The sequence below is a fragment of the Paraburkholderia sp. J63 genome, assembly GCF_905220245.1.
Lineage (GTDB): Bacteria > Pseudomonadota > Gammaproteobacteria > Burkholderiales > Burkholderiaceae > Paraburkholderia.
Genome location: NZ_CAJMZF010000009.1, coordinates 42,702 through 68,961, shown reverse-complemented (window position 1 = coordinate 68,961; position 26,260 = coordinate 42,702). Strand labels below are relative to the sequence as shown.

Here is a 26,260-nt window from a genome sequence, read left to right as displayed (position 1 = left end):
TGCGTCTCCTCAGTATCCCGGAATAAAAGGCGCGATGAAATTGCGCCGGAATCCGGCGCGCTTGATTGCGCGCTCCAATTGGCCTCGGCCGATTCTCTGCGGTCGCAAGCAGGAAATCTGTAGGAAATTTCTGAAGTAATCGCCGCTCACGAGAGCGGCCGCTTGAAGAATGCGAGAAATGAAACCGGATCCCAATTCAAACGCCAGCGGCGAGGTGCCATACAGGGCACTGGTCGAGCAGTCGCTCGTCGGCATCTACGTCATTCAGGACAGCGTGCTGCGCTATGCGAACGCGGCCTTTGCACACATGACCGGGTTCCAGCCCGAGGAAATCGTGGGGCAACGCCTGGCGGACCTTGTATCGCCGGGTTCGCTCGATGAAGTACAGCGCAAGGAAACGGAACGCCTGCTCCAGGGGTCAAGCATTCGCTATTTGACGCGCGGCCGCCACAAGGACGGGCGCGACATCGATCTGGAGGTTCATGGCAGCGCCGTTGAATTCAACGGGCGGCCGGCGGTCGCCGGCGTGGCAATCGACGTCTCGGAGCGGCTGCGCTATGAGCGCGAACTCGACGCGTCCCGCGAAGAACTGCGCGAACTCACGACGCACCTCAACAGCGTGCGGGAACAGCAGCGCGCGACGATCGCGCGGGAGGTTCACGATGTGCTCGGCGGCATCCTCACTGGCATCAAGATGGACGCAAACCGGATTCTGGAGCGCGAGCCAACCAGCGAGCTTGGCGCCATCACCCGCGACCTGCTCGCGTCGGTCCAGGAAGGCATCGACGTCGTGCGCGAGATCTCCGAATCGCTGTATCCGGCGGTCCTCGATTATCTCGGACTTGAAGCCGCCATCCGTCATCACCTCGATCGCTTCTGTCCACGCCACGGATTGCGCCCGATGGTGGAAATCACCCGTGAGGCGGCGCCGCTCTCATCGCTGCAAAAGCTCGCGGCATACCGTATCTTCCAGGAATCGCTCACGAATGTCGTGCGCCACGCACAGGCCACGCAGGTCGTGGTTCGCATCGAGGTAGATGAAGCGCGTTTCGATCTGTTCGTGGAAGACGACGGCGTCGGCATCAAGTCCTCGAGGCACCGACGCGGCGGGATGGGCCTCATCAGCATGCGCGAACGCGCCCGGGAGGTCGGCGGCGAATTCTCCGCGCGCCCGGGCCCTACCTGTGGCACCTGCATCCAACTGACGCTGCCGCTCGGCGACGGGAGGCGCAGCGCGTGATTAAAATCCTTCTTGTCGACGATCACACGATCTTCCGCTCCGGGCTGCGGCGCCTGCTTTCTGACAAGCCCGAATTCTGCGTGTCTGCCGAAGCGTCGAGCAGCGCCGAAGCGCTCTCGCTCGTGCGTGATCAACCATTCAATGTCGTCGTGCTCGACATCAACCTGAACGGGCGCAGCGGCCTCGACGTGCTTGAGGGCATTCGCCGCACGATGCCCGACCTGCCTGTGCTCATGATGTCGATGTACCCGGAAGCGCAATTCGGCGCCGCGACGATTCGCGCGGGTGCGAACGGCTATCTCTCGAAGGACACCACGCCGGAAGCACTCTTCAGCGCGATTCGCACGGTCGCAAAGGGCCAGCGCTATCTGAATGTGCCCGGCGTACCTGCCGCTAGCGACAGCGGTGAGACAATGCCTCACTTTCGCCTGTCTGCGCGCGAGCTTCAGATCCTCCAACTGATCGTAAGCGGCAAGTCGCTCACGGAAATCGGGCGGATGACCTTCATTAGCGTGAAGACGGTGAGCACGTACCGCAGCCGCATACTGGAGAAGCTCAATCTCACCAGCAATGCTCAGCTGATTGACTATGCGATCCGGAACGGCGTTGGCAGCGTCCCTTGAGCTCCGTGATTTGCGCTCGCTATCTAGCGCCGGGCAGACGCCGAGAGTGCGAGCCCGATGATTTCCTCCAGGGCGCCAAGCGCCTCCGCCGCTCCGCGCCGGCCCGATGCCGGTGTGATCAAAAAGCACGAGCGCTCAGGCGTGGCATCACGCAGCGTGAATGACGCAAAATCGTGTTTCTGGCAAGCGACCTGCGCGACTCTTGCTGGAACCAGAGTCCACTGATCGCGTCGGCGCAAGAGCGATAGCGTGAGGTGAATCGTATCGACAGTAATGCGGCCCTGAACGCGCGTTCCCCAACGGGCGTCGTGCCACGACTGGAATTCCTCGTCGGAGTGCGCAAAGATCTCGTTTTCGGGCAGCAACTCACCCGTCTCGACCCCGCTGCGGCCAGCGAGTTTCGAACCAGACAGGCAAACTCCCACCATGCACTCGCTGTAGAGCTTGCGCGTAATGACCTGTTCATGCGCGAACGGTTGTCGGGTGAAGGCCACGTCCAACTCACGGCTTGTGACCTTCTCGAATAGCTCACGAGAATTGCCGGACTGAATCGAGATCCAGAACGGTGGCTCGGAAGCGGCCAGCGCGGCATAGACGTCATCAAGCAATTCGTAATTGATTCCCGCAATGCTGCCGATGCGCAGTGACGAACGCTCCGACTGCCCCGAAATCGCGATCGTCTCGCGGTACAACACGACCCACCGCTCGGCGACATCGAGAAACGCCTCACCGGCCTCGGTCAATTTGATGTCGCGGACGCCGCGGCCTCGTTCGATGAGCATGGCGCCCAGTTCCTCTTCCAGGAGCCGGAGACGCTTGCTTACGGTGGGTTGCGTGAGACAAAGCACTTCGGCCGCGCGCCCAAAGCCGTTGCACCGGACAATGGCAAGGAATGCAACAACACCTGAATAATTCACGTACCTACTCCAACGGACTTACGCCCTTCACCGCAAGGCGATCGGCGGCAAACGAAGCCGGCTGCAAACGGCGTGGCTCAATGTGGAAAATTGCACAAAACATTCTGTGTTCGTATTTTTAATTGCAAAAAAATTCATTTTACCTATTAAATCTTCACCTGGAAAATATACGTCATGTTGACCGCGCGACGCGGCAACAAGGGCATCCGTTTCCCGGCACGCAGATCCAGCATGCATCCGGGTCCCGGTGAGACTTCGTCCGGCATTGTGTTCGCTCGTTGCTTTCTCAACAAGCGTACTCCCAACGGTCGCGGGAATTTACCGTGCCAAAGGTAGCAACGCTGCGGTTGGCTTGATGGCTCAAGTCGAGGAAGGTTCCTGATGTCCCGCAAGCTCGACACCGATCACCAGGTTGCTCCCCCCTCGTGCGTCACGTGGCTCGAACAGCGCGGCATCACTGCAGGGGGCTATTCGGACTGGAGCGCAGAAGGCGCGTTGGATCTGATGGAGGCGAAAGACTCCGCCACGGGGAATATCTCGGTTTCTGTGCCCGGCTTGCACCTCGGCGATAACATCGAAGCGCGCGAGAAGCACGCGCGGTGAATGAATTCGCCGCCGGCATTGTTGCGCAGCGCGCCCGAGCGTTTCGGATTCTTCGCAACACTTACGCCACCCGATGTCGACTCGCCCGGAACGAGTCTGTCGCGAATCACGATGAAAACGCGGACGCGCTGCAAGACGATTCCAGTCCTCGGACAGTATTGAGACAGCAAATCAGCGAGGCCGCCCCTCAGCGAACACGTCGAGACGCGATCGGGCAGACACTAGGCAGACTTACGTCAGCCGTTTTCATGCCGCCCAACGATCGCAAAGTTGCTCAGAACATCTGCCTGAGGCCAATGCTCGCACCCACCGTGGAGCCTTCGACTCCATACAAAGCATTGTTGATGGAGAGACCGGTGTCCATGTGGCCGTGGTTGTGAACGTATCCAAGTTGCGCGTACAGCGTAGTGCGCTTGGAAAGAAAGAACTGCACGCCGCTTGCTGCAAGGATGGAGTGATTCGCGCTATCGTTGCCGTCGCGTGTGTAGTAGACGCCGCCATTCACATTGAGGTACGGCTTAATGAAATAGCTGAACCCGCCGGCGTACACGCCGTTGCTAAAACTTCCGGAAACCTTGTAAAGCGTGTATGAGGCAGACAGCGTGAGGTCGTTCGCGAACCGGTAGCTCGCGCCGATATCCCGCCCGACGAACGCAATGGTGCTCGGAATGGGCGTCGACACGCCTGTCCCTCCCGCGTTACCGTTATAAATCGCACCCGAGACGGTCAAGCCACCGAGGTGATACCGCAAGCTTGCCGAATACTGCCTTCCCGCGGGGAAATCGCCTGCTGTCCCGCCAAGAGAAAATAGTCCGGCGGCCTGAAGGCCCGCAATCTCCGGGGACGTATAGCTGATCGCGTTATTGTTGAAGAGCCCGGTGACCCATACGTTGTTGACGTAGTTGATCAGGCCGCTTCCGAAATTCGACATGCCACGCGGGTCGAGATCGTAGAGGGAAAGAAAGAACGGCGAAAACTGCAGCCCGGCCTTCATTGTTCCATACGGGCTATCGATGCCGACCCACGCCTGACGGCCAAAGAAGTTCCCATTCGAATGACCGAGCGCGCCGGTCCCCAGATTGATACCGCTCTCGAGATCGAATATCGCACTCATGCGACCGCCGAGATCCTCAGTACCGCGCAATCCGAAGATCGATGCCGTCATTCCACCAGGCGTGAACGAGAATTGATGCCCTGCATCCCTACCCGTCTGCGTGTTCAGCGTGTGGCTCGTGTACATGAGCGAGCCATCGACGATGCCATAGAGGGTCACACTGCTTTGCGCATTCGCGTTACCGCTACCCAATCCCGAGCACGCAAGCAAGGAAACACACAATGCTCTTCTTGCAACACAAGTCATTTCGTCATCCTTAGTTATTGTAATACGTGGTCGGATTTCTTAAGCCTCTTGCTTTGCTAAGTCAGCGCTTCTCTGAGACAGGACGCGCGCATAGGCCGGGAAGCAGCCAGTGTCAACGCTCTGTTTTCAGGTGCGGCAGGACAACAGTTTTCATGTCTAGCGGCCATGCATTCGCTCCGTGATCACGACATGCAAACCACGACATCGATTGTAGTGAGTAAATTCTCATCATGACAATACTCTCGATTACCCTGGCAACTCACCGTGATATCTCGACGCGCGGGCTCTGAACAGGCGCAGACGCAAGCCCGGCAAGGCCTGCCCCTCTCTCGCAGGACGGCTCAGACGCTGGATGATTGCGGCCGCAACGGGTTAACGCTCATGTTGTACCGGTGCAAATTTATTGACACCCTACAAAATATGCCGGATTCTTCCATTAATTGAGATGACTTCAATAAATATAAGGATCACATCCTCCTGCGATTTCTCGCACACGATCAATTAGTATAACTACTTAAATGGAGACTCAATATGCTTCGGAGACAGGCGGCACTCGGTGCCTTTGCAGCTTTCCTCTCTGTGCCGGTATACGCCCAGAGTTCGGTGACACTCTATGGAATCATCGACATTGGTCTGAGCTATACAAACAGTGCGCAGACCAGCGTGGTGCGGGGCACTCCGCAGGGGGGCTCCCAATTTGCCCTGACTGATGCGCACGCGACCGGTTTGAGCGGCAGTCGCTGGGGCTTGCGCGGCTCGGAAGATCTCGGAGGCGGTCTGAACGCCATCTTCGTTCTGGAAAACGGCTTTCTTGCCAATACGGGCGCACTCGCGCAAGGCGGCGCCGAGTTCGGCCGACAAGCCTTCGTGGGGCTATCCAATCCTTTTGGCAGGGTGACGCTGGGCAGACAGTACGACCCGCTGATCGATTTTGTGCAACCTTTTGCGGCGTCGGGATCGTGGGCCGGCTACATGGGCGCGCACCCCGATGATCTCGACAATCTCACCAACACCAACCGTATCAACAACGCGGTCAAAATCACGACGGCCAAATTTGGGGGCTTCAGCGCCGGTGCGCTGTACAGCTTCGGTGGCGTGCCGGGCAGCACAACTCAGAACCAGATATGGGCGCTTGGCGCCGGTTATACCGGCGGATCATTCGCTTTCGGTGCGGGCTACCTCAATGCGCGCGACCCCAACGTTTCGTTCTATGGAAACACGCCTAACAAGGGCACGGCGACCGCCAACAACATCGGCTCCGCTGGCAGCAGTACGAGCCCGCAATCATATCCGGTCTACGCGGGCTATGCGTCGGCCAAAACGCTTGAAATCCTTGGCGCTGGCGCTTCGTACACGCTCGGCAGCGCGGTCTTCTCGCTCGCCGCGACCAATACGCGCTTCGACCATCTCGGCTCTGCATCGGGTCCGAATCCGTTGGGTTACAGTGGCAACGCGGTCTTTACCAGCTACGATTTCAACGTGCGCTATAACGTGACGCCGTCGCTTTTGCTGGGGTCCGGCTTTGATTACACGCACCGCAACTCGGTGAAAGGCGACGATGGTGCCAAGTACCTGCAGCTCGACCTTGCCGCCGACTATCTCCTCTCAAAGCGCACGGACGTGTACTTGCTGACCGTTCTGCAGCGCGCCCTGGGTACGGACTCACTCGGTCAACGTGCAGTGGCCTCGATCGCCGGCTTCAGCCCGTCCGCCACCGACAAGCAGATCGGCGTGCGTCTTGGCATTCGGCATAAGTTCTGATGGTTCAGACGGCGCGCACTGCGCGCGCCTTGCGGGGTGCCGGGCGTTTCACGACCTCCGGCACGCTCTCGCCCAGCCACCCCCCGAAACCGTCAAGCAGCAGTTTGAGACCCTCGTCGAACGCCTGCTCCGCACTCAGTTCCGCGAACGCAGTACCCACGATTTTTGCTGCGGGATAACGTTCGCCGGCGATTTCGCTGAACTTGCCACGCAGGAAGTCCGAGTGCTCCGCCGGAGACTGGCGGCCCGCCGCCGAAATGCTTGACGAAAGGAGGTATTGCGCCAGAAGGTGATACGCGAGCGCCGCGCGTTCGGCGGGAAAGCCGCCCTGGAGGAAGGCGGAGGTGACATGGTTGAACATGGCCAGGCCATAGTCGATCTCACCAGGCGCCACCGCCTGAAATAGCCGGAAGCGGTTGTGCGAAGCGACATACAGGCTTACGCCGGGCACGTCCCTCGCCAAGGCGAAGGACGTGCGCGCAAATGTTTCGACGTCGGAGCGCCAGTTACCGGTCAAGGCAGGCAAGGCCTCGAGGCGCCGCCGGTAATAACCGTTCAGCACGCCCGAAATGAGTTCGTCCCGCCCCCCCAGGTAGTAGTGGATCAGCGTCGGCGCTACGCCAAATTCCTTCGCGAGCTGCACCATCGACACCTGATCGAGCGGCGTGGTCCTTGCCATCTCGCTGGCGCGTTCGATGATGACGTTGCGGGAGAGCATGGACTCCGTGCGGATGGCCGCGGCGCTGCGAGGCGGTCGTCCGCGCTTGCGCGTAGGCGCTTCGACGGGCGTTTCCGGCTTCCTGGTCGTGCGTGCGGTCATCGATGAAGATCGTCGGTCGGGTAAGTCCTGGCAGTTTACCGCCAAAATGTAATTGACACCATATAAATTAATTCTTAACCTGATTTATATCAAACTCAATTCTTGGTGGGAGGAGATGTGGAACAGGCGGAAAAAGCGGTCGTCACCGCCGGCCTGCGCGGCGCAAACTGGGATCCAGCGCTGATGCAACGCCCCTTCACGGTCACGCCCTATGCGTTGCAGACCGTCGATGGCCAAAAAACGTTAGGCTTTCTCTTCACGTCGACGGGCAAGGAGAAGACCGTCGTCTCGATCATGCATCCACGTGAAATGTCGGTGACCCACTATCTCGTGCCAGCGGTACTCGACGCGGGTTGCGCGTGCTGGGTGCAGGGTCCCCGCTCGATCGGCAACGATCTGCGCCTCGAACACGAGATCGCGCTGCTCGACGTTGCGGCCGGTGTACACCATCTGCGTACGCTCGGCTATCGCAACGTCGTGCTGCTCGGCAATTCCGGCGGAGCCGCGCTGTATGCGTTCTACAACCAGCAATCGCGCCTCGTCCCTGCCGAGCGGCTCGCCCATACGCCGGCCGGGCGGCCAACCGGACTCGGGGAAGCCGAGTTGCCTCCCGCCGACGGTTTCATTCTCGTCTCACCGCATCCCGGCCAGGGGGCCATCCTCCTGAACAGCCTGGACGCCAGCATCGTCGACGAGAACGATCCGTTTTCCGTTGATCCGGCGCTCGATCCGTTTTGCGCCGAGAACGGCTACGACCCGAAAACCCGTAGCGCGCGCTATGAGAACGCGTTCATCGAGCGCTATCGCGCTGCCCAGTTGCAGCGCGCTCAGCGGCTCGACGAGCGGGCCCGCGATCTGATCGAACGTAAGCAGGCCGCACGACGTCGCCTGAAAGCGGATTCGCCCACGCCGGCGGACCGCCGGCTCGCCGCGCATGCACCGATCTTCCAGGTATGGCGAACCGATGCCGACCCGCGCGCGTGGGATACGTCACTCGATCCGTCCGATCGGAAAGTCGGCTCCCTATGGGGCAACGATCCGTTCGTGTCGAACTGGGGCAGTGTCGCGTTCGGACGCATCGTCACACCGGAGTCATGGCTTTCGACGTGGTCGGGTCAGTCGTCGCGCGCATCGTTTGCACTGTGTGGCCCATCCATTGTCGCCCCCACGCTGTTGCTCGAATACACGGGGGACCAATGCGCCTACCCGCAGGACATCGAAGCGATCTTCAACGGGCTCGGTGCTGTCGACAAGACCCGCATTCGTGTGCGCGGCAATCATCATGGCATGGCGCTCGAGCGCGGCGAGCCACCGGGGCGTGAGGTAGTGGGACGGCACATTGCTGCCTGGCTGGACGAACGCTTCGGCGAATCCTGAACAGCACGTTTCGCAAACACATAGAGACAATGTCGGAGACAACGTTGGAACAACAGACAATCCGTCCGAGGGTCGCGTTGCCGGGTGTGCGTTACCCGGACGAGCCGCGACTGCGTCAGTACATCGAAGCTGGCGTGCTCGGCACGCAATCGCTCACCACCGCATTGCGAGAGGCGTTCGCCACCCATGCCACAAGGCTCGCGCTGGTCGGCCCCGAAGCGGAATACACGTACGCACAGTTCGACGACCTGACCGATCGCTTCGGCGCAGCGCTTCTCAAGCTCGGCGCCCGTCCACTCGATCCCGTGGTCATGCAATGCGGCAACTGCAACGAATTGTTGATCGCCTTCATCGGCTGCCTGAAAGCGTCGCTGATTCCTCTGTGCGCGCTGCAGGCCTTCCGCAAGCACGAGATCTCTTACCTCGGTAATCTTTGCGAAGCCACGGTGCACGTCGTGCAGGGGGACGATCCGAAATTCGACGATGTTGCATTCGCGGCCGAAATGCGCGCACACGTGCCATCCCTGAGGATCACTGTCCAGGCTCGCGGCACGCAGCGTGGCGAAGCGAACTCACTATGGCCGCTCCTCGACGACACTAGCATCCATGAAGCGCGCGACATCCTCTCGCGAGTGGAGAGCGATCCCTTTCAGGTCGCGGTGTTCCAGCTCTCAGGCGGCACAACTGGCGTGCCCAAGATCATTCCGCGCTTTCACAACGAATATCTGTACAACATGCAGGCCGTCGCGGCGTGGAATCGCTATACCAGCGACGACGTACTGTTCATGGCCACGCCGTTCATGCACAACATGAACATGGTCTGCTTTTTTGGTCCGATCCTGCTTGCGGGTGGTCGCGTGACGGTCTGCCCCGACATCTCCCAGGAAACGCTGACGGGTGTGGTGTCGAAGTACAAGCCAAGCTGGTTTGGTCTGGCGGGCCCGATACTCTCGCGCGTGGCGGATGAAATGAAGCACGCCACGCCGGAAGACAAGGCTCGTCGCAAGCTTACCGGACCGAAAAACGCACCGCGCCTGCGGGAAATGCTCGGATCGCCCTGCTATCACATCTTTGGAATGACCGAGGGTGTGATCATGTTCGCGCGGGAGGGCGATCCCGCCGAAGCGCTCGACGAGTCCGTGGGACGCCCGGTCTCCTCTTGCGACGAGGTGAAGATCGTCGAAATCGGCAGCGAAATCGAGGTGCCGGACGGTGAAACCGGCGAGGCGCTGTTTCGCGGGCCCTACACGATCCGTGGGTACTACAAGTCCGAAAAGGAAGATGTCACTCGCTTCACGCCGGACGGATTCTATCGCTCGGGCGACCTCATGATGGCCAAGGTCATCGACGGCCAGCGCTACTACTTTTTCCGCGGTCGCACGAAGGATGTCGTCGATCGTGGCGGCGAAAAGATCAATTCCGAAGAACTCGAGAACGTCATCAACCGTTGTCCGCATGTCCATGCGTCGGCGGTGGTCGGCATGCCCGACCCCGTCTACGGCGAGAAAGTCTGCGCGTTCGTCGTGCCCGACCCGCTCGACGTGCCGTTGACGCTTGCCGATCTCACGGCCTTCCTTGAACAGGAAGGACTGGCGAAATTCAAATGGCCGGAACGCCTTGAACTCATTCCGGAATTCCCCATGACTGCATCCGGCAAACGCAGCAAGGTGCTGCTGCGCCAGCAACTGATCGAGCGCCTGAATAGCGAAGGGGCGGAACGAACCGCCTCACGAGGATAAATCATGAATCAGCCATTGAATCCGTCCCTGCTGGCGCGCCCGGTCCTGCGCGGCGTGCACCACACCGCTCGTCCCACCTGGAAGCTGGAAGACACCGTCCACTTTTACCGCGATTTGCTGGGCCTGCCGCTCGTGCACGCGATTTCCGCGCGAGGCTGGGGCCCTGCTGATCATGCCGACTTCCTGCACTTTTTCTTCGACAGCGGCAACGGCAGCACGATCGCCTTCTTCTATTACATCGGCACGGAGCGCCCCGAACGGCTCGCTCCGAGCGACCACTACCAGGAACGCGCCACCCATACCGCGTGGCAGGTTGCGGACGCGGCGGAACTCGCGGCCTGGCGTGTGCGAGTCGAAAAGGCCGGCATCGATCTGCGTTATCAGGTGCGCCACGAAGTCATCGAGTCAATCTATTTCAACGACCCAAACGGGTACCCTATCGAGATCACCTACCAGACGCGTCCTTTTGATGCACTGGATGCCGGCGATGCAGCCCGCACGATCGAGGCCGCCATCGAGCTGGAACGGCATGCATCGACGGGCGAGCCCTTTGGCTCGATCGAGCCGGTGTGGCAACGCAAAGGTATGCGGCTCGATGGTCCGCGCGACGCGCGTGTCGCCTCCCTGTTCGTGCTCGACGTTCCGGAGTTCCGCCCGCTCGTCGAAACCGCGAAGCAATCCGGCACTTACCGCACGACCGTGCTCGGTGACGGCTATATCCGCATCGACGGCAATCCGGGCATCGCGCTCAACCGCAGGGCCCTTGGTTTCAAGCCCGCTGTCTGGTACGGCGCGCTCACTGGCGGCCTCATTGGCCGTATCGCGCGGTTCGACGCGGACGATCTCCTGATTGACCCGACGGAGCAGCCATGAAAGTCGACATCGTAGGTGGCGGCCCGTCTGGTCTCTTCCTCGCCATTCTTCTCGCTCAGCACGCTCCGAATATTGAGATCGAGGTGTTAGAGCAGAACGCGCCGGATGCCACCTTCGGCTTTGGCGTCGTCCTTGCCGATACCGGGCTGGCCAGACTCAGCGACGCAGCGCCGGAGGTATGCGCCGATCTCGTCAAAGCGATGAAATTCAGTACGCAGCAGACGATCGTGAGTGGAGAAACACCAATCACGGTGCAACGTCCCGGGATCGGCGGCGGCGCAATTGCGCGCTTGCAGTTGCTGTCGATCCTGCAGGACCACGCGGCACGTCTCGGCATCCGTGTGAAATGGTCTTCCCGGGTGTTCGACATCGAGGCACTCGATGGTGACATCGTCGTGGGCGCTGACGGCATCAACTCGCTGGTGCGGGCCAGTGCGCCGGGTGCATTTGGCACGACGCGTCGCGATCTGACGAATCATTTCGCCTGGTTCGGCGTAGAAAAGGCGTTTGCGTGTCCGGCGCTGATATTTCGCCGCCACGAGGGCGGCTATTTCATCGCACATTACTATCCCTATTCCGAGCGGATGAGTACCTTCGTGGCGGAATGCGACGACCGCACCTGGCGCGAATTCGACCTTGACAATGCAAGTGCCGACGAGCGACGCGCGCTGTTCGAGCGCGTTTTCGCGCCCGAACTCGATGGGCACGGGCTGGCATCGAACAACTCGATCTGGCGGCAGTTTCCCGTGATCCGCAACGCAAACTGGTTCTGCGGCAACCGCGTGTTGATTGGCGACGCGCTCGCCAGCGCGCACTTCTCGATAGGTTCCGGCACGCGCATCGCCATGGAAGACTCGATCGCGCTCGCGCAAGCCATCGCCTCGCACGGCAGTGATGTGCCATCCGCCCTGCACGCCTACGTGCATTCGCGCCGCGAGGCGAAAGACCGGCTGATCGGCGCTTCGGAAGCCTCCTATGAATGGTACGAGCAGATCCGCGACTGGATGGACGCCTATACGCCGCACGAATTCGTCTACCAGTTCATGACGCGCACGGGCCGGGTGGATGCGGCGCGTCTGCGCGAACAGTACCCCGCTCTCATGCGCGAACTGGCAAGCGCTGGCGCGGTACCAGCTGGCGAGGCGATGCAATGACACAGAGCTACGAATACGTTCTGAGCGAAGCGCCGTTCATCGTGCGCCGCACGGTACGCTGGGGTGATTGTGATCCGGCGGGCGTCGTCTACACCGGCAGGTTTCCCGACTATCTGCTGGGGGCGCTCGCGCTCTTCAAGGATCACATCGTGGGCGGCTCAGGCGAGTCACTCGGCAAGCAGCATGGTGTGGGGCTGCCCTGTCGCGGCATGACGTTCGACTTCGCCGGCACACTCTGGCCCAACGATATCGTCGACCTCGAATGTTACGTCGGCGAGCTACGCACGCGCAGTTTCGACTTTCACTGCGAAGGCAGACGCCCAGGCGGCGACTCCATATTCAGCGCGCGTTTCTCGCCGATCTGCGTGCATGCGCACGTGCGCGAAAGCACGGACATTCCCGCGTCGTTGCGCGCAACCCTGATGCGCTACGTGCGTGTTCAAACCACGAGGTGAACGGAGTATGAAATATCGGATCGGGCAGATCGTGCCCAGCTCGAATATCACGATGGAAAAAGAAATTCCAGCGATGTTCGCCGCGTACATGAACGCACATCCGGAGCACGAGTTCACGTTTCACTCGAGCCGCGTACGCATGCACAAGGTCGTGGCGGAAGAACTCGAACGCATGAACCGCGACATGGGGCGCTGCGCTGTCGAACTCGCCGATGCTCGTGTCGACGTGCTCAGCACCGCGTGTCTCGTTGCGATCATGTGCATGGGCCACGGCTACCACCGCACGGCCGCGCAGGATCTGCGTGACGCCATTGGCGCGCAGTCGGCGCAGCCCGAAGTCATGACATCTGCCGGCGCGCTCGTCGATGAACTCAAGAGCTTCGGCGCGAAGCGCATCTCGCTGATGGCGCCCTACACCGACACGCTCACGCGACGTGTAGTCGAGTACATCGAGGCAGAAGGCATCGAGGTTCAGCACGCAATCAACTTTTCGATCGACGACAACCTGGACGTGGGCGCGCGCGATCCGCTCAGGCTCATCGAGGACGTAAAACGCCTGAACGTGCGCAACGTCGATACCGTGGTTCTTTCAGCCTGTGTCCAGATGCCTTCTCTGCCCGCCTTGCAGCTCGCGCAACACGCGCTCGGGATTCCGGTCACATCGACAGCTGCCTGTACGGTTCGCCAGATGCTCAAGCTGCTCGGGCTCAAGCCCGAATTGCGTGGCGCCGGCGCGTATCTCGGCGACACGCAGGGACTCGACTAGCGCCATCGCAGCACGCGTGGCTTCAATATTCGGGCGGCCACCCGCAAGCGCCGCCGAAAATGCACATGAGGAGACGTTGATGACTACAGTATCCACAAAGCGGGGCGCGATTGAGCCTCCGCCCGAAGCCTCCAGGCGTACGCTTGCCGCAATCGTACTGGGCGCGGCGATCGGCATGGCGCTCGGTTACGCACCGGTATTCAACGCGACTGCCGGCGTCTTCGCGCCGTCCATCCTGAAGGAGTTTCACTGGACACGCGAACAGGCAGCCGTGTCCTACGCTGCGTCGATGGGTGGCCTTGCTGTCGCGAGCCCGTTCATCGGCGTGATGATGGACCGCTTCGGCGTGCGCCGGGTGATTCTCGTCTCGGCCATTGTGTTCAGCATTGCTGTGGCCTGCATGGGGCTGCAAACCGGAAGCAAAGGCGCATGGCTTGCCTTGTCGGTCGTCATCGGTGTGTTTGGCGCAGCGACCTCGGTGCTCGGTTATCTTGCCATCTTGCCGCAATGGTTCGACAGGCGCCTTGGGCTCGCCACGGGCTTTGCGATGATCGGGCTGGGCGCCGGCGCGGCCGCCGCGCCCGCCGTGACACAACACCTGATCGCAGCGTTTCACTGGCGGCACACCTATCAGATCCTTGCCTGCGTCTCGCTCGCAGGTTCGTTGCTCGCCCTGTCGTTGATCAAGGAGCGCCCGCCTCGCACGGTAGCGGAACGGGAGCACGACCGGACTGCCACGGTGCATGCGGTCGCACTGCCATTTTCCGCGTGGAAGCTTGCCACCATCTTTCTCGTGGCATTGCTGGCGTCAAGCGCGACCCTCTCGCTCAATCCGCACTTGCCCGCACTTCTGATGGACCGTGGACTGTCGACCGCGTGGGCCGCCACCTGCGCCTCGCTCGTCGGTGTCGGGATACTCTTCGGCAGGCTGCTCTCGGGCTTTCTTATGGACCGCTTTCACGCCCCATTCGTCGGCGCCACGTTTCTGCTGGCCGGTGCTTGCGGCAGCCTCCTGCTGCTGAATGCCGCAACGCTCCAGTCTGCATTGGTCGCGTGTGGACTGGCCGGCCTGGCGATCGGCGCCGAGGGCGATCTGCTCTCGTATCTCGTACGTGCGTATCTCGGGTTGCGCAAGTTTGGACGCAACTATGGTGTCGCTTTTTCAGGCTATGCGCTCGGTGCCGTTGTCGGGCCTATCGCCGCGGGCCGGTATTTCGATGTCTACGGAAACTACGAGCTACCGCTGCGTGTCGCCCCTGTCCTGCTGATCGCCGCCAGTGTGCTGCTGGTCTCGTTGGGACGGTATCCCATGTTGAATCCCGAGAAGACGAAAGCACGGATTGCCCAAGCAGATGCCTGAAAGCCGGTATTGAGCCTGGCAACTGCGAGTACCCCAGGGAGAGCGCGCAAAGGCGGGAACTCCCCGGGCGACTGTGGACGCAGGGCTCAGCGGTCCCGAATCTTCTCGGCGATCGCCTCCACACCGCGTCCGAACGCTTTTTCGACACTATTTGCCGAAGCAGCTTCGCCACCCGTGTCCACCGTAATGAATCGTGGAAACAAGGCCAGGGCGTGTGCTCGGTCTATTCCTGCCTTGGTGCTCGCATCGAACACTGTGAGGTCCTCGAGCGCCCGCGTCTCCATTCCCGTCACCACGGCCGGCGCAAACGGGTAATCGCTACCGAACAGAATGTGCTCTGGCTCAACGAGTTCACGCAGGGCTGCCATCGCATAGGGCGACGGGGACAACGCTGTGTCGTAATAGAAGCTGCGGATATAGTGTAGTGCGCCGCGGGGCGCTTTAATTGCCATCTCCGGGATGCCATTGGCAAGCGACAACCGCCACGCAATGTAGGGGAGGAACCCCCCTGCGTGTGCAAGTATCCACCTGATGCGCGGATACTTTTCCAGTGTCCCCGAAAAGATCAGGTTGGTTGCCGCGCGCGTGGTATCGCACAGGAATTCCACGAGGAATCCAGGCGTTGAAAGCGCGAGTTCCGTGCTGGTCTTGTGCATGTTCGGATGGACGAAAACCACCGCTTCTCGCTGGTCGAGTTCAGCCATCAACTCGTCGAACCGCGTGTCACCCAGAAAATGACCATCGGTGCTGCCGAGCAGGACAATACCGTCCGCATTCAGCACGTCGAGCGCGTGTACCGCTTCCCGGCAGGCGTGTTCGGTGAAAGGCATCGGCAGGACCGCGAACGAGCCAAAGCGCCCCGGATGGCGCTCGATTGCATCGGCTGCAAATTCGTTGCAGGCGCGGGCGAGGTCGCGTGCCTGCAACGGTCCACCAAGATTGACGCCGGGTGCCGACAGCGAAAGGATCGCAGTGGCAATGCCGTGGGCGTCCATGTTTTTTATGGACATTTCCGGCGTCCAATGTGGCAGCTTCGCGCCCGCGACCTCGTCGCGGCCTCTGGAACGCATGGCATTCACGAACGCTGGTGGAATCAGATGATGGTGGACGTCAATACGCCCGGGAGGATGGTTCACACTGCTCTCCTGAAAAAGAAGCGGTGTCGCAGAACGCTTGCCAGGCCGTTCATCCTGCTTGCCGCTCCGATACACACGGACTGCCGCTCTTTGACGCTCCAAGCTATTCCACTGTTCCGACGGAGACGTCCTGGGCCAGAAAGCTCGCAACAGCCGCATTGACCTCTTCGGCGCGCTCCCACTGTACCCAGTGCCCCGTCTTGCCGTAGAGATGCACGTCACAGTTGGGCAAGCGCGTGGCCAGCGCCTTCGCACCGCTGACTCTGTTCACCTTGTCCTCCATCCCCCAAAGTACGAGAGTCGGATTCTCTACTGCTCGCACGCGTGGATCACGGGTGAAGTCGATGTGACGGAAGTTGGTTATGCCACGAAGCCGGCGTAATGACGGTTTGGCTAGTACTTCGGGCCCAAGGCTGGCGCGGAAACGTTCGTCGACGAGATCCTCCGTTACTGAACTCGCGTCGTCGACAAAATCTCTTCGAAGGAGCGTCGCCAACTTTTCACGCGACGGCCCGCGCCCTTTGTAGTAGCCAATAGAACGACGAAGCGCCATGGTGGGCAAGGCGCGTGAAGTGTTCACGCCGTCGGCGCCCATCAGGACAAGTCGGCCAATCGTTTCTGGACTCTCGATGGCCATTCGTAGTGCGCAGGCGCCCCCAAACGAATTGCCGACGACATGGGCGCGACTGATCCGGATGGCCCGTAGCATCGCCAACATGCTTGCGGCGAGATCGCCAAACGGATCACGCACGTCTATTCCTTTCGACGATTGGCCGTAACCGGGCAAGTCGGGCACCAGCACGCGGTAGCGCGCTGCCAGCATCCCGATGTTGCGAGAGTAATTCGACAGACCGGAAGCGCCCGGGCTGCCTTCATGGAGCATCAATACCGTCGGCCCCGTACCGGATTCGGCGAGAAAGATCCTGCGCGTCCCAACGGTAACAAAGCGCTCATTGACGGTAGCGGAAGGATATGCGGCTTTCACCTTGTCTCCGGACGGACGTGCCGCGAGGCAGGACCGCGGCCCATCTATAATGACACATTTCTCATTATGACGCCATGCTCGCTTTTTACTTGCATCGATGATGGACGACCCGTAAGGCGAACGTATAATCGGGCCATGAACAAATCTCCCCCTACCGTCGATCATCGCACCCGCGTGGCCGCCGAGCGGCGCGAACGAATGCGGGCGCGGCTCATCGAGTGCGCCATGCTGGTTTTCGCCGAGAAGGGCGTTGGCGCCAGCATCATCCAGGATGTCATCGCTGCCGCAGGCGTATCGCAGGGTTCGTTTTACAACCACTTCCGCACCAACGTCGACCTGCTTGAAGCGGTTACGCAAGAACTCAATAACGAATTGCTTGAGCTTATTGAGGGCGAGGTCGGTCGTTACGAGGATCCCGCACTGCGTATCGCAACCGGCGTACGCATGTATCTGCACTCGGCCGATGCTTATCCGTTGCTCGGTCGCTTCATCAGCGCCGTCGGCCTGCATTCGGGGGGGCCAGGCAGCCTGTTTTACCGCTATCTTCCAGTACACATCGAAGAAGGTTTGAAAGCCGGGCGCTTCAAAAGCGTAACCGTTGATGTTGCACTAGATCTGATTGCGGGAACGGCACTCGCAACGACGCTGAGAATCGCGACGGGGGCGGCGGACGCCACCCAACCAGAGCGAGCAGTGGCAGCGATATTGCGTGGGTTGGGACTCTCAGGCAAGGACGCAGACGCGCTCGTTCGGTCACCCGTAGCTCAGGTCAAAGCGTCGCCAACTTCGCTGCTGGTACGGGGACGAATCCGCTCCGAAGAACGCGCGGCAGATACGGCGGCGTGACAAATGTCACGACGAAGCGCTATAGCGTCATTTCGAACCCACTGCAAACGCCCTCCTGGAAAGGAAGCACCATGCCAGGAACGCTGCAAGGACCAGCAAAACGACGATCAGTAGCATGCCCGGTGCGAGCGAACCGCTCCACACCTTCATCGCCCCCATGAGGCTTGGCAATACGAATCCGGACAACGTCCCGATCGTACTAATCAGGGCGATGCCGACAGGAGCACGCCGTGCATCGAGATACGTGGGCGGTAACGACCAGAAAAGAGCGATCGCAGTCGTGGCACCCATGTTGGCGAGCGCGATCGCCGCGACTAGCCCTGAAAGCGATGTCGTCGCCGTCGCCAGCGCAAGGCCGAGCGCGCCAGCGCCAACGCAGGCGAGAAAGTGCCATTGGCGTTCGCGAACCCGGTCCGAATGCCAGCTGACCAGCACAATGCAAATTGCCGCGAGAGTGGCCGGAATGAATGCAAGCAGGCCAACGGAGGCGTAGTTGGCCACACCTGCGCCACGAATGAGCGTCGGCAGCCAGAAGTTGATACCGTAGCCGGCGGCAGTTAGCGCGAAATAGATGAAACTCAGGAGGTACACCTGCGGGTCGCCGAACGTGCTGACGGCCGCAACGGCCTGGGCGCGAATCTGGTGCTCCCGCTCCTCCTCGCGGATTTGTGCTTCGATCCATGCGCGCTCGCTGGCGTCGAGCCAATGCGCGTCGGCCGGACGATCGTCGAGAAAGCAATAGCAGAACACACCCAGGACGCAAGTCGGCAGGCCCATCAACAGGAAGAGCCATTGCCATCCCTGCAGACCGAGTGCGCCGTCCATCCACTGCAGGACCGCCCCGGAAAGCGGCGCTCCCACCATGCCCGCAGCAACGGTCGCCATGAGGAAGATACCCGTGGTCGAGCCGCGACGGCTTCGCGGAAACCAGTAGGTCAGGTACAGGATCACACCCGGGAAAAAGCCGGCCTCGAATACACCCAGCAAAAAACGCAGCACATACAGTTGCCACGGCGCGGTGACGAATAGCGTCGCCGACGAGCACACGCCCCAGAGCATCATGATGCGCAGGAAGGTCCGCCGCGCGCCGATTCGTCCGAACAGAAAATTGCTTGGGACTTCGAACAATGCGTAGCCAACGAAAAACACACCGGCGGCGAGACCGTACTGCGCATCGGTCACCCCGATCGCGTGCTTCATCTGTAGCTGCGCAAACCCGATATTGACGCGATCGAGAAACGCGAAGAGATAGCTGATGAAGAGAAGCGGCAGTAGCCGCCAACGCACGCGCCGGTAGAGCTGATCGACGACGTCGTCCTGAAGTTGCCCGGCGGCGGCTGGCGCCTGCGCAATGGTGGGTTGCATGGTTGTCTCCAAACGATTCTATGTTGTAGTTAGTTCTGGCCCAGCCGCGCAGCGAACGCTAATCGCCTGTGTAGCGCTTGCGAAGCTTGCCCTTGTCAAGCTTCCCGACTGACGTTCTCGGCAGGGCATCGACGATCTCGATGTGATCCGGCACCATCCACTTCGGGTAGCGCGACGAGAGATGCGCTCGAATCTGCGATTCTGTCGCCGCCAGGCCTTCGCGCAGCGAGACAATAGCGAGCGGCCGTTCGCCCCAGCGCTCGTCTGACACGCCGATCACCGCCGCCTCGAAAACCGCAGGCATGTCCTGCAACGCCTGCTCCATGTCGACGGAGCTGATCCATTCGCCACCTGACTTCACGAGGTCCTTGAGGCGGTCGACGAGCCGCATGTAGCCATCGGGAGCGAACGTCACGATGTCGCCAGTCTTCAGCCAGCCATCGGGAGTCGTGGCGGTGAGCGGGTCGGGACGCCCCAGGTAAGCGGAAGCTATCCACGGCCCGCGCACCTGCAACTCGCCGCGGCTCGTGCCGTCCCATGGCAGCACTTTCCCGTCGGGATCTACATGACGCAGTTCGACGAATGGCAGCGGCAAGCCATTGCCTGTGCGCAGCGCCAGACGTTCGGCGTTCGGGCGCGCGTCGTATGTACGGCGCACCCACGTCTGCGTTGCGATGGGCGAGCACTCTGTCATGCCCCAGCCGGTCTGGAGATAGACCCCTAGCGCATCGAAACTGCGGATCATGTCCGCCGAAGGCGCTGCGCCGCCCACGTAGAGCCGAACGCCGGGCTCGAACTGCCAGCGGCCCGGATGCGCGTGCCATGCCTTGAGCGCGTCCACCCAGAAAGTCGGCACGCCGAACGCGGCCGTCACTCGCTCTTGCGTCATCAGGTCCAGTACAGCGGCGCTGGTGGCATGCGCCCCGTTGAACACGAGCTTCGCGCCGAGCATGACGGCGCTATACGGCATTGACCAGCCGTTCACGTGAAAAAGCGGTGTGAGCGGCATGAGCGTGTCGCGCCCGGACAAACTGAACGCATCCACACCCGCCGCAGCCAGACCGTGGAGCAGCATGGAGCGATGCGAATAGACCACGCCCTTCGGGCGCCCCGATGTCCCGGACGTGTAGCAGATACTGACCGCCTCGTTCTCGTCATGCGGGCCGTCCGGCCAGTCGGGAATCGGTTCAGTCTGCTCGATCAACGTATGCCAGTCCAGACGCCCTTCGCTCGCGCCACCTCGCCGCGCGCGATGTACGATCACGTGAGGCACACGAACGAAGCGCTCGATTTCTGCATATAGCGGCAGCATGTCTTCGTCGACGATAAGCGCCTCGTCGCCGGCCTCCGCGATGATGTAGGCGATCTCTTCAGCCGAGAGCCGCAGGTTCACCGGGTGCAGCACCGCTTCGATAGCGGGAACCGCGTAGTACGCCGTGAGATGCGTGGCGTGGTTCCACATCAACGTGGCGACGCGCATGCCCTTGCCGATGCCGAGCGCGCGCAGCGCCGCTGCCATGCGCTTCGCGTCCCGCGCGATGGCGCCATACGTTGTGCGCTCAATGTGGCCTTCCTCGACACGGCTCACCACCTCCACGTCGGCGAACAGGCGCTCGGCGCGGCGGATGACGTCGGTCACCCGCAATGGCCGGTCCATCATGGTTGCCACGAGCGAGGCTGCGGCATTCTTCGCGCGCAGTGCTTCGTAATCGGGTTCGCTCACCTGCCCCTCCATCAATAGACCTCGAAAAGCGCCGCAGCACCCTGGCCGCCGCCGATACACATCGACGCTACGACCCAGCGCGCACCACGCCGCCGTCCTTCAGCGAGTAACTGACCCACGAGACGTCCGCCCGTTGCGCCATAAGGATGACCGAGTGCGATTGCGCCACCGTTCACATTGAGCCGGTCGTCGTCAATGCCAAGCCGGTCGCGGCACAGCAGCACCTGCACCGCGAACGCTTCATTGATCTCCCAAAGGTCGATATCACCAATCTGGAGGCCCGCGCGCGCCAGCAGCTTCGGTATGGCGTAGATCGGGCCCAGCCCCATTTCCGCCGGCTCGCATCCGGCGACCGCAAAGCCGTGAAAGCGTCCCAAGGCTTCGCAGCCCGCACGCGACGCCGCGCTTTCCTCCATCAGCACACAGGCCGCAGCGCCGTCCGTAATCTGGCTCGCGTTGCCCGCCGTTACCGTCCCGCCGGCAAGCGCGCTGCGCACACCGGCTAGCGTCGCGACCGTCGTCTCCGGGCGCAAGCCATCGTCGGCAGCTATCGTCACCTGTTCGCTGCGCAGATCGCCGGTGGCGCTGTCGATCATGCACGCCAAGGTCGTGATCGGCTCGATCTCGGCAGAAAGGCGCTCCGCTTCCCGCGCCGCCACCGCACGGTGCTGGCTTTGCGCGCCATAGATATCCTGCTGCTCCCTGGACACCTCATAGCGCGTCGCGAGATGTTCCGCGGTCCGCAGCATCGGCCAGTACAGTTCAGGCTTGTGCGCCGCGATCCACGCTTCCTCGAACATATGCATGTTCAGTTCACGCTGCACGCATGAAATGGACTCTGCGCCGCCGGCGACGAGCGTTTCACACTCGCCCGTCTGAATGCGCTGCGCCGCGAACGCGATCGCCTGGAGCCCGCTCGAGCAAAAGCGGTTCACAGTTACGCCAGGCACCGTGACAGGCAGTCCAGCACGAATAGCGCTCTGGCGCGCAATGTTGCCGCCGTTGGCGCCCTCCGGGTTCGCGCAGCCAAGCACGACATCCTCAACCCGAGCGGGATCGATGCCCGCGCGAGCGACCGCCGCCCGGACCGCGTGGCCACCCAGCGTCGCGCCGTGGGTCATGTTGAGCGCGCCCTTCCAGGAGCGCGCGAACGGCGTACGTGCCGTCGAAACAATTACGGGGGTTTTCATAACTCGAAATGACGCTCCGCTCAAGATGGGTTGAATACGCCGCCTTCGCGCGCGAGCCGCATGACTAGCGGAGCGGGGGTCCACACCGCGTTTCCCGTGCGCCGGCGCAGATCAAGCAGCTTCTGTTCGACGACCGCGAGCCCGCTGCGGTCAGCATGTAGCATCGGACCGCCGAGACGACGAGGGAATCCATAGCCCAGAAGAAACGCGATATCGATGTCCGACGCTCTCTGGGCGATTCCCTCCTCGAGCACATGTGCGCCTTCGTTCACCATGGCGAGCACGCAACGGTCAACAATCTCGGTCGGTGCAAGCGCGCTCGCTGGAGCCGCAGGCAGCAGTGCCTCCACTTCGGGGTCGGCCAGCGCCGTGCGGCGGTCGGCGCCATAGCGATACCAGCCTCGCCCATTCTTCTGACCGAAACGCTCACGCCCGACGAGCGCTTCGGCAAGCGCATAACCAGCCGTATCGGTCCGTCTTCCGCGCGCCTTCGACAGCACGTCGTTGCCGATCAGATCCATCGTTCTGAACGGGCCCATCTTCATCCCCATGACCTCAAGCGCACGATCGACCTGGCCGGGACGCACGCCTTCGGCTGCAAGCTCGAGCGCCGCGTCGAGCAAGCGGTCGAAGATACGGTTTCCTACAAAGCCGGGGCCGACGCGCGCGACGATCGGCACCTTCTTCATGCGCCGAGCCAACTGCAACGACGTTGCGATCGCCTGCACCGACGTCTGCGCACCGCGGACGATCTCGAGCAAACGCATGACCGGCGCGGGGCCGAAGAAGTGCAAGCCGATCACGTCCGGCGCGCGTGAAGTCGCCTGAGCGAGCACGTCGACATCGAGCGTCGAAGTATTGGTCGCGAGCAACGCACCCGTGCGCAGCCACGGGTCAATCTTGCGGAAGACTTCGATTTTCGCATCCATCGACTCGACGACTGCTTCGATCACGAGATCGACGTGGGCGAGTTCGGAAAGCTCGCGCAGGACGCTCACCCTTTGCGCCTCGATCTCCGGGTACGCGGCGAGCTTCGCGACTGCTCGCTGCGCTGCCTCAACGCTCACGTCGTGCAGAAGCACGTCGATGCCAGCACGCGCGAGGCAATGCGCAATTCCACTGCCCATGAATCCAGCGCCAATCACCGCCGCCCGGCGCACTTCCCGGGCCGGCGTGCTGGCATGCACGTCGCGAACTTTCGGGGCTTCACGTTCCGCGAAGAAGGCGTGACGGATCGCAAGCGCCTCTTCACTCTCCATGACAGGACAGAAGAGCGCGAACTCGCGCTTGAGCCCTTCGGTGGCCGGCAGCGACAGGCTCAACTCGATCGCATCGAGCGCTACGAGCATGCCGTTCGTGCAGTCCTTGCGCGCGCGTGTCTGCGCACGCGCTACCGCCAGAAATCCTGCGGCCTGCGGATGCTCAACACTGCGCTCCAACAGATGCGCGAAGGGCCGGCCTCGTTCAGCCATACTCAACGCCAGTTGCCCTGCCACCTCGATGAGACTGTCCTGCGACGCGAAGCCGTCGATGAGCGCTGTGCCCTTGAACGACTCTGCGGCCTGAATGCGGCCGTTCAGAATGAGGTTCACGGCGCGCTCCAGGCCCACAGCGCGCGGCAGCAACTGGTTACCGCCTGCGCCCGGCATCAGGCCAAGCGTGGTTTCAGTGAGCCCGAGTGCCGCGGTGGGCGTCGCAACGCGTGCATGGCACCACATCGCGAGTTCCAGGCCGCCACCCAGTGCACTGCCGCCGATCGCCGCGACGAGCGGCTTGCTCATCGCGAGAATGAATGGAATCAGGACATCGACGAGCGACGGATAGTCCATCGCCGTGCCGTTCGTGAACTCTTTCAGGTCGGCGCCGGCACAGAACGTCTTCGCGTTACCGGTGAGCACGACCGCGCGGACATCATCGTCTGCTTCAACCTTTCGCAAATTTTCAAGGAGTGCCAGGCGAAATGGTGTCGACAGTGCATTGACCGGCGGGTTGTCGATTGTCAGGACGGCTACACCCGGTGACGGGCGAATCAGTTCGATGCACATGGACGGGAAGCGAATCAGGTTGAATGGAATTCAGGAGATGAGGTTGCGCACTCAACGAGTACGCCGCCGACGTCACATTCTTCCGATTGCCACCCATTATGTCAACCTTGATTGACAAACGGGATGCCAGGGATTTTCCCTGGAACCACATGAGCACGTGCGCTCAATCCCCGCTTTCGCCGGTCCAGCCTTTGGAAAGAATGCGTTTGAGTTCTTCGAGATCCTTTCGGCCGATGCGGCACGCCAGTTCCTCTTCCAGTGCTTCAAGCGTATGCGCAGCGCTTTCCGACATATTCCAGCCGCGCTCGGTGAAGCGCAGCAGTTTCACCCGTCCATCGCTTTCGCTTGCGCAGAACTCCACCAACCCGAGTTCCGCGGCTTCGTTCGCACATTGATGCACCGCCTGACGCGATATCGCGAGACGCCGCGCCAGTTCGGAAAGACCGATCGGGCGGCCGCCCATATGAACGAACATCCGGTTCATGGACGGCGTGACCTCGCCGAATCCACTTTCACGCGCCCGTTCCAGAACACGCTGCTCGATCCACTCAGAACGCCAAAGAAGAAGCTGACGCAGAAAACGCTTTTGGGAGACCATTGAAGAGAGAGTCCAGTAAGAATCACCCGCAATGATACTGCCTTGGATCACCGGGGCTACCATTTTCGTCAATGTGTATTGACAATATCCACGCAGGAAAGCGATGATGGACCGAAGTTTTCCTGCCGCGGCTCGCTCTCGTCGCTAATCCCAAGTTCAAAGGAAGTCGTTCATGTTGCAGTTTCCCCGTACTATTTTCGGTCCCGAGCACGATGCCTTCCGCGACCAGGTGCGCCGCTTCTGCGAAAAGGAAATCGCGCCGCATCACTCGCTCTGGGAGTCGGAGCATCGCGTGCCGACCGAAATCTGGCGCAAGGCCGGCGAAAATGGCCTCCTGTGCTGCTGGATCGGCGAGGAAGATGGCGGCCCAGGCGGCGACCTGCTTTGCGACCTGATCGTGAGCGAGGAACTCGGTCTTGTCGGCGCAACCGGACCGGGATTCCCGCTTCATTCGGTGATTGTTGCGCCCTACATCGTCCATCACGGCACCCCGGCATTGAAGAAACGTATTCTGCCTGGCATGGCGAGCGGCGAAAATATCGGAGCAATTGCGATGACCGAGCCCTCTACAGGTAGCGATGTCGCCGCCATCCGCACGAGCGCACGCGAAGACGGCGACGCCTGGGTCATCAACGGACAAAAGACCTTCGTCACGAACGGCTACAACAGCAATGTGATCGTTGTCGCCTGCAAGACGGATGCTTCGCAAGGCGCACGCGGCGTGTCGCTGTTCGTGGTCGAGGCCAACACGCCGGGATTTTCGCGCGGGCGCAACCTCGAGAAAATCGGCCAATACGCGCAGGACACGGCAGAACTGTTCTTCGACAATGTTCGAGTGCCACGCGAAAACCTGCTTGGCGAGGTGGGTCAAGGCTTCCGCTACCTGATGAGGGGTCTCGCACAGGAGCGCCTGCTCGTTTCAGTGCAATGCCAGGCGCGCGCTGAAGCCGCGCTCGAGTGGACCAGCGCCTACGTGAAAGAGCGCAAGGTTTTCAATCAACCGCTCAGCGCGATGCAAAACACGCGCTTCAAGCTCGCCGAGGTCGCGGCAGACATTCATGCCGGCCGCGCTTATTGCGACCAGCTCATCCAGTGGCATGTCGCCGGCGCGCTCGATCCGGCAGCGGCCTCGGCGGGCAAGCTCTGGCATTCCGAAATGCTCGGCCGGGTCGCCGATGCCTGTCTGCAACTGCACGGCGGTTACGGCTATATGCGCGAGTATCCGATCGCGCGCGCCTTCGTCGACGCGCGTATCGAACGCATCTACGCAGGCACATCCGAGATCATGAAAGAGATCATCGCACGCTCGTTTCTGGACTGATGC

Annotated in this window: 23 protein-coding genes; 13 read left to right on the top strand and 10 right to left on the bottom strand. The window is 61.4% G+C overall.

Going from position 1 to position 26,260, the window contains the following annotated elements; translation table 11 throughout:
• The first annotated feature begins 178 nt into the window (after positions 1–178).
• A complete protein-coding gene (locus U5775_RS12320) occupies positions 179–1,240 on the top strand; it encodes a PAS domain-containing sensor histidine kinase (RefSeq protein ID WP_322058413.1) in 1,062 nt (353 codons plus the stop codon).
• Positions 1,237–1,863, top strand: a complete 627-nt coding sequence (locus U5775_RS12315; protein WP_322058412.1) for a response regulator transcription factor — start codon at positions 1,237–1,239, stop codon at positions 1,861–1,863. Before U5775_RS12320 ends, U5775_RS12315 begins: the two co-directional genes overlap by 4 nt.
• A 23-nt stretch (positions 1,864–1,886) precedes the next feature.
• On the opposite strand, the gene U5775_RS12310 is transcribed toward U5775_RS12315, so the two are convergent.
• Positions 1,887–2,780: a LysR family transcriptional regulator gene (locus U5775_RS12310; protein WP_322058411.1), complete on the bottom strand. Its 894-nt coding sequence runs from the start codon at positions 2,778–2,780 to the stop codon at positions 1,887–1,889.
• Positions 2,781–3,161: 381 nt separating this feature from the next.
• On the opposite strand from U5775_RS12310, the gene U5775_RS12305 reads away from it, so the two are divergent.
• Positions 3,162–3,383, top strand: a complete 222-nt coding sequence (locus U5775_RS12305; RefSeq protein ID WP_322058410.1) for a hypothetical protein — start codon at positions 3,162–3,164, stop codon at positions 3,381–3,383.
• Between the two features lie 274 nt (positions 3,384–3,657).
• On the opposite strand, the gene U5775_RS12300 is transcribed toward U5775_RS12305, so the two are convergent.
• Entirely contained in the window at positions 3,658–4,743 is a 1,086-nt protein-coding gene (locus U5775_RS12300; protein WP_322058409.1) for a porin, read from the bottom strand.
• A 531-nt stretch (positions 4,744–5,274) separates the two neighbouring features.
• On the opposite strand from U5775_RS12300, the gene U5775_RS12295 reads away from it, so the two are divergent.
• Positions 5,275–6,504 (top strand): porin, encoded by a 1,230-nt coding sequence (locus U5775_RS12295; RefSeq protein WP_322058408.1) that lies wholly within the window; start codon positions 5,275–5,277, stop codon positions 6,502–6,504.
• Between the two features lie 4 nt (positions 6,505–6,508).
• On the opposite strand, the gene U5775_RS12290 is transcribed toward U5775_RS12295, so the two are convergent.
• Entirely contained in the window at positions 6,509–7,222 is a 714-nt protein-coding gene (locus U5775_RS12290) for a TetR/AcrR family transcriptional regulator (RefSeq protein ID WP_322058407.1), read from the bottom strand.
• 285 nt (positions 7,223–7,507) lie between these two features.
• On the opposite strand from U5775_RS12290, the gene U5775_RS12285 reads away from it, so the two are divergent.
• The 7 genes from U5775_RS12285 (at position 7,508) to U5775_RS12255 (ending at position 15,048) form a co-directional block, all read left to right on the top strand.
• Positions 7,508–8,701, top strand: a complete 1,194-nt coding sequence (locus U5775_RS12285) for an alpha/beta hydrolase (RefSeq protein WP_322058545.1) — start codon at positions 7,508–7,510, stop codon at positions 8,699–8,701.
• Between the two features lie 44 nt (positions 8,702–8,745).
• Positions 8,746–10,440 (top strand): AMP-binding protein, encoded by a 1,695-nt coding sequence (locus U5775_RS12280; RefSeq protein WP_322058406.1) that lies wholly within the window; start codon positions 8,746–8,748, stop codon positions 10,438–10,440.
• Positions 10,441–10,443: 3 nt separating this feature from the next.
• Positions 10,444–11,313: a VOC family protein gene (locus tag U5775_RS12275; RefSeq protein ID WP_322058405.1), complete on the top strand. Its 870-nt coding sequence runs from the start codon at positions 10,444–10,446 to the stop codon at positions 11,311–11,313.
• The gene (locus U5775_RS12270; protein ID WP_322058404.1) at positions 11,310–12,467 is read left to right on the top strand and encodes an FAD-dependent monooxygenase; all 1,158 of its coding nucleotides are present in this window, start codon (positions 11,310–11,312) and stop codon (positions 12,465–12,467) included. Before U5775_RS12275 ends, U5775_RS12270 begins: the two co-directional genes overlap by 4 nt.
• A complete protein-coding gene (locus tag U5775_RS12265) occupies positions 12,464–12,922 on the top strand; it encodes an acyl-CoA thioesterase (protein WP_322058403.1) in 459 nt (152 codons plus the stop codon). Before U5775_RS12270 ends, U5775_RS12265 begins: the two co-directional genes overlap by 4 nt.
• Before the next feature lie 7 nt (positions 12,923–12,929).
• Positions 12,930–13,688, top strand: coding sequence for an Asp/Glu racemase (locus tag U5775_RS12260; protein WP_322058402.1), 759 nt, complete (start codon positions 12,930–12,932; stop codon positions 13,686–13,688).
• 79 nt (positions 13,689–13,767) lie between these two features.
• Positions 13,768–15,048, top strand: a complete 1,281-nt coding sequence (locus U5775_RS12255; RefSeq protein ID WP_322058401.1) for an MFS transporter — start codon at positions 13,768–13,770, stop codon at positions 15,046–15,048.
• An 86-nt stretch (positions 15,049–15,134) separates the two neighbouring features.
• On the opposite strand, the gene U5775_RS12250 is transcribed toward U5775_RS12255, so the two are convergent.
• A complete protein-coding gene (locus U5775_RS12250; RefSeq protein ID WP_322058400.1) occupies positions 15,135–16,184 on the bottom strand; it encodes an amidohydrolase family protein in 1,050 nt (349 codons plus the stop codon).
• Between the two features lie 103 nt (positions 16,185–16,287).
• On the bottom strand, positions 16,288–17,169 hold the full coding sequence (locus U5775_RS12245; RefSeq protein WP_322058399.1) for an alpha/beta fold hydrolase: 882 nt from the start codon (positions 17,167–17,169) through the stop codon (positions 16,288–16,290).
• A 135-nt stretch (positions 17,170–17,304) separates the two neighbouring features.
• On the opposite strand from U5775_RS12245, the gene U5775_RS12240 reads away from it, so the two are divergent.
• Positions 17,305–18,015, top strand: coding sequence for a TetR/AcrR family transcriptional regulator (locus U5775_RS12240; protein WP_322058398.1), 711 nt, complete (start codon positions 17,305–17,307; stop codon positions 18,013–18,015).
• A gap of 27 nt (positions 18,016–18,042) precedes the next feature.
• On the opposite strand, the gene U5775_RS12235 is transcribed toward U5775_RS12240, so the two are convergent.
• The 5 genes from U5775_RS12235 to U5775_RS12215 all read right to left on the bottom strand — a co-directional run bounded on the left by U5775_RS12235 (position 18,043) and on the right by U5775_RS12215 (position 24,936).
• On the bottom strand, positions 18,043–19,380 hold the full coding sequence (locus U5775_RS12235) for an MFS transporter (protein WP_322058397.1): 1,338 nt from the start codon (positions 19,378–19,380) through the stop codon (positions 18,043–18,045).
• Between the two features lie 58 nt (positions 19,381–19,438).
• Positions 19,439–21,103: a long-chain-fatty-acid--CoA ligase gene (locus tag U5775_RS12230; RefSeq protein WP_322058396.1), complete on the bottom strand. Its 1,665-nt coding sequence runs from the start codon at positions 21,101–21,103 to the stop codon at positions 19,439–19,441.
• Between the two features lie 11 nt (positions 21,104–21,114).
• Complete coding sequence (locus U5775_RS12225) at positions 21,115–22,293, bottom strand: acetyl-CoA C-acyltransferase (RefSeq protein ID WP_322058544.1); 1,179 nt, start codon at positions 22,291–22,293, stop codon at positions 21,115–21,117.
• A gap of 20 nt (positions 22,294–22,313) precedes the next feature.
• Positions 22,314–24,338 carry a 3-hydroxyacyl-CoA dehydrogenase NAD-binding domain-containing protein gene (locus U5775_RS12220; protein ID WP_322058395.1) on the bottom strand — a complete coding sequence of 675 codons (2,025 nt, stop codon included), beginning with the start codon at positions 24,336–24,338 and terminating at the stop codon, positions 22,314–22,316.
• Positions 24,339–24,501: 163 nt separating this feature from the next.
• Positions 24,502–24,936, bottom strand: coding sequence for a MarR family transcriptional regulator (locus tag U5775_RS12215; protein WP_322058394.1), 435 nt, complete (start codon positions 24,934–24,936; stop codon positions 24,502–24,504).
• 172 nt (positions 24,937–25,108) lie between these two features.
• Between U5775_RS12215 and U5775_RS12210 the strand changes: the two genes are divergently transcribed.
• Positions 25,109–26,257 (top strand): acyl-CoA dehydrogenase family protein, encoded by a 1,149-nt coding sequence (locus tag U5775_RS12210; RefSeq protein ID WP_322058393.1) that lies wholly within the window; start codon positions 25,109–25,111, stop codon positions 26,255–26,257.
• The last annotated feature ends 3 nt before the right edge of the window (positions 26,258–26,260 follow it).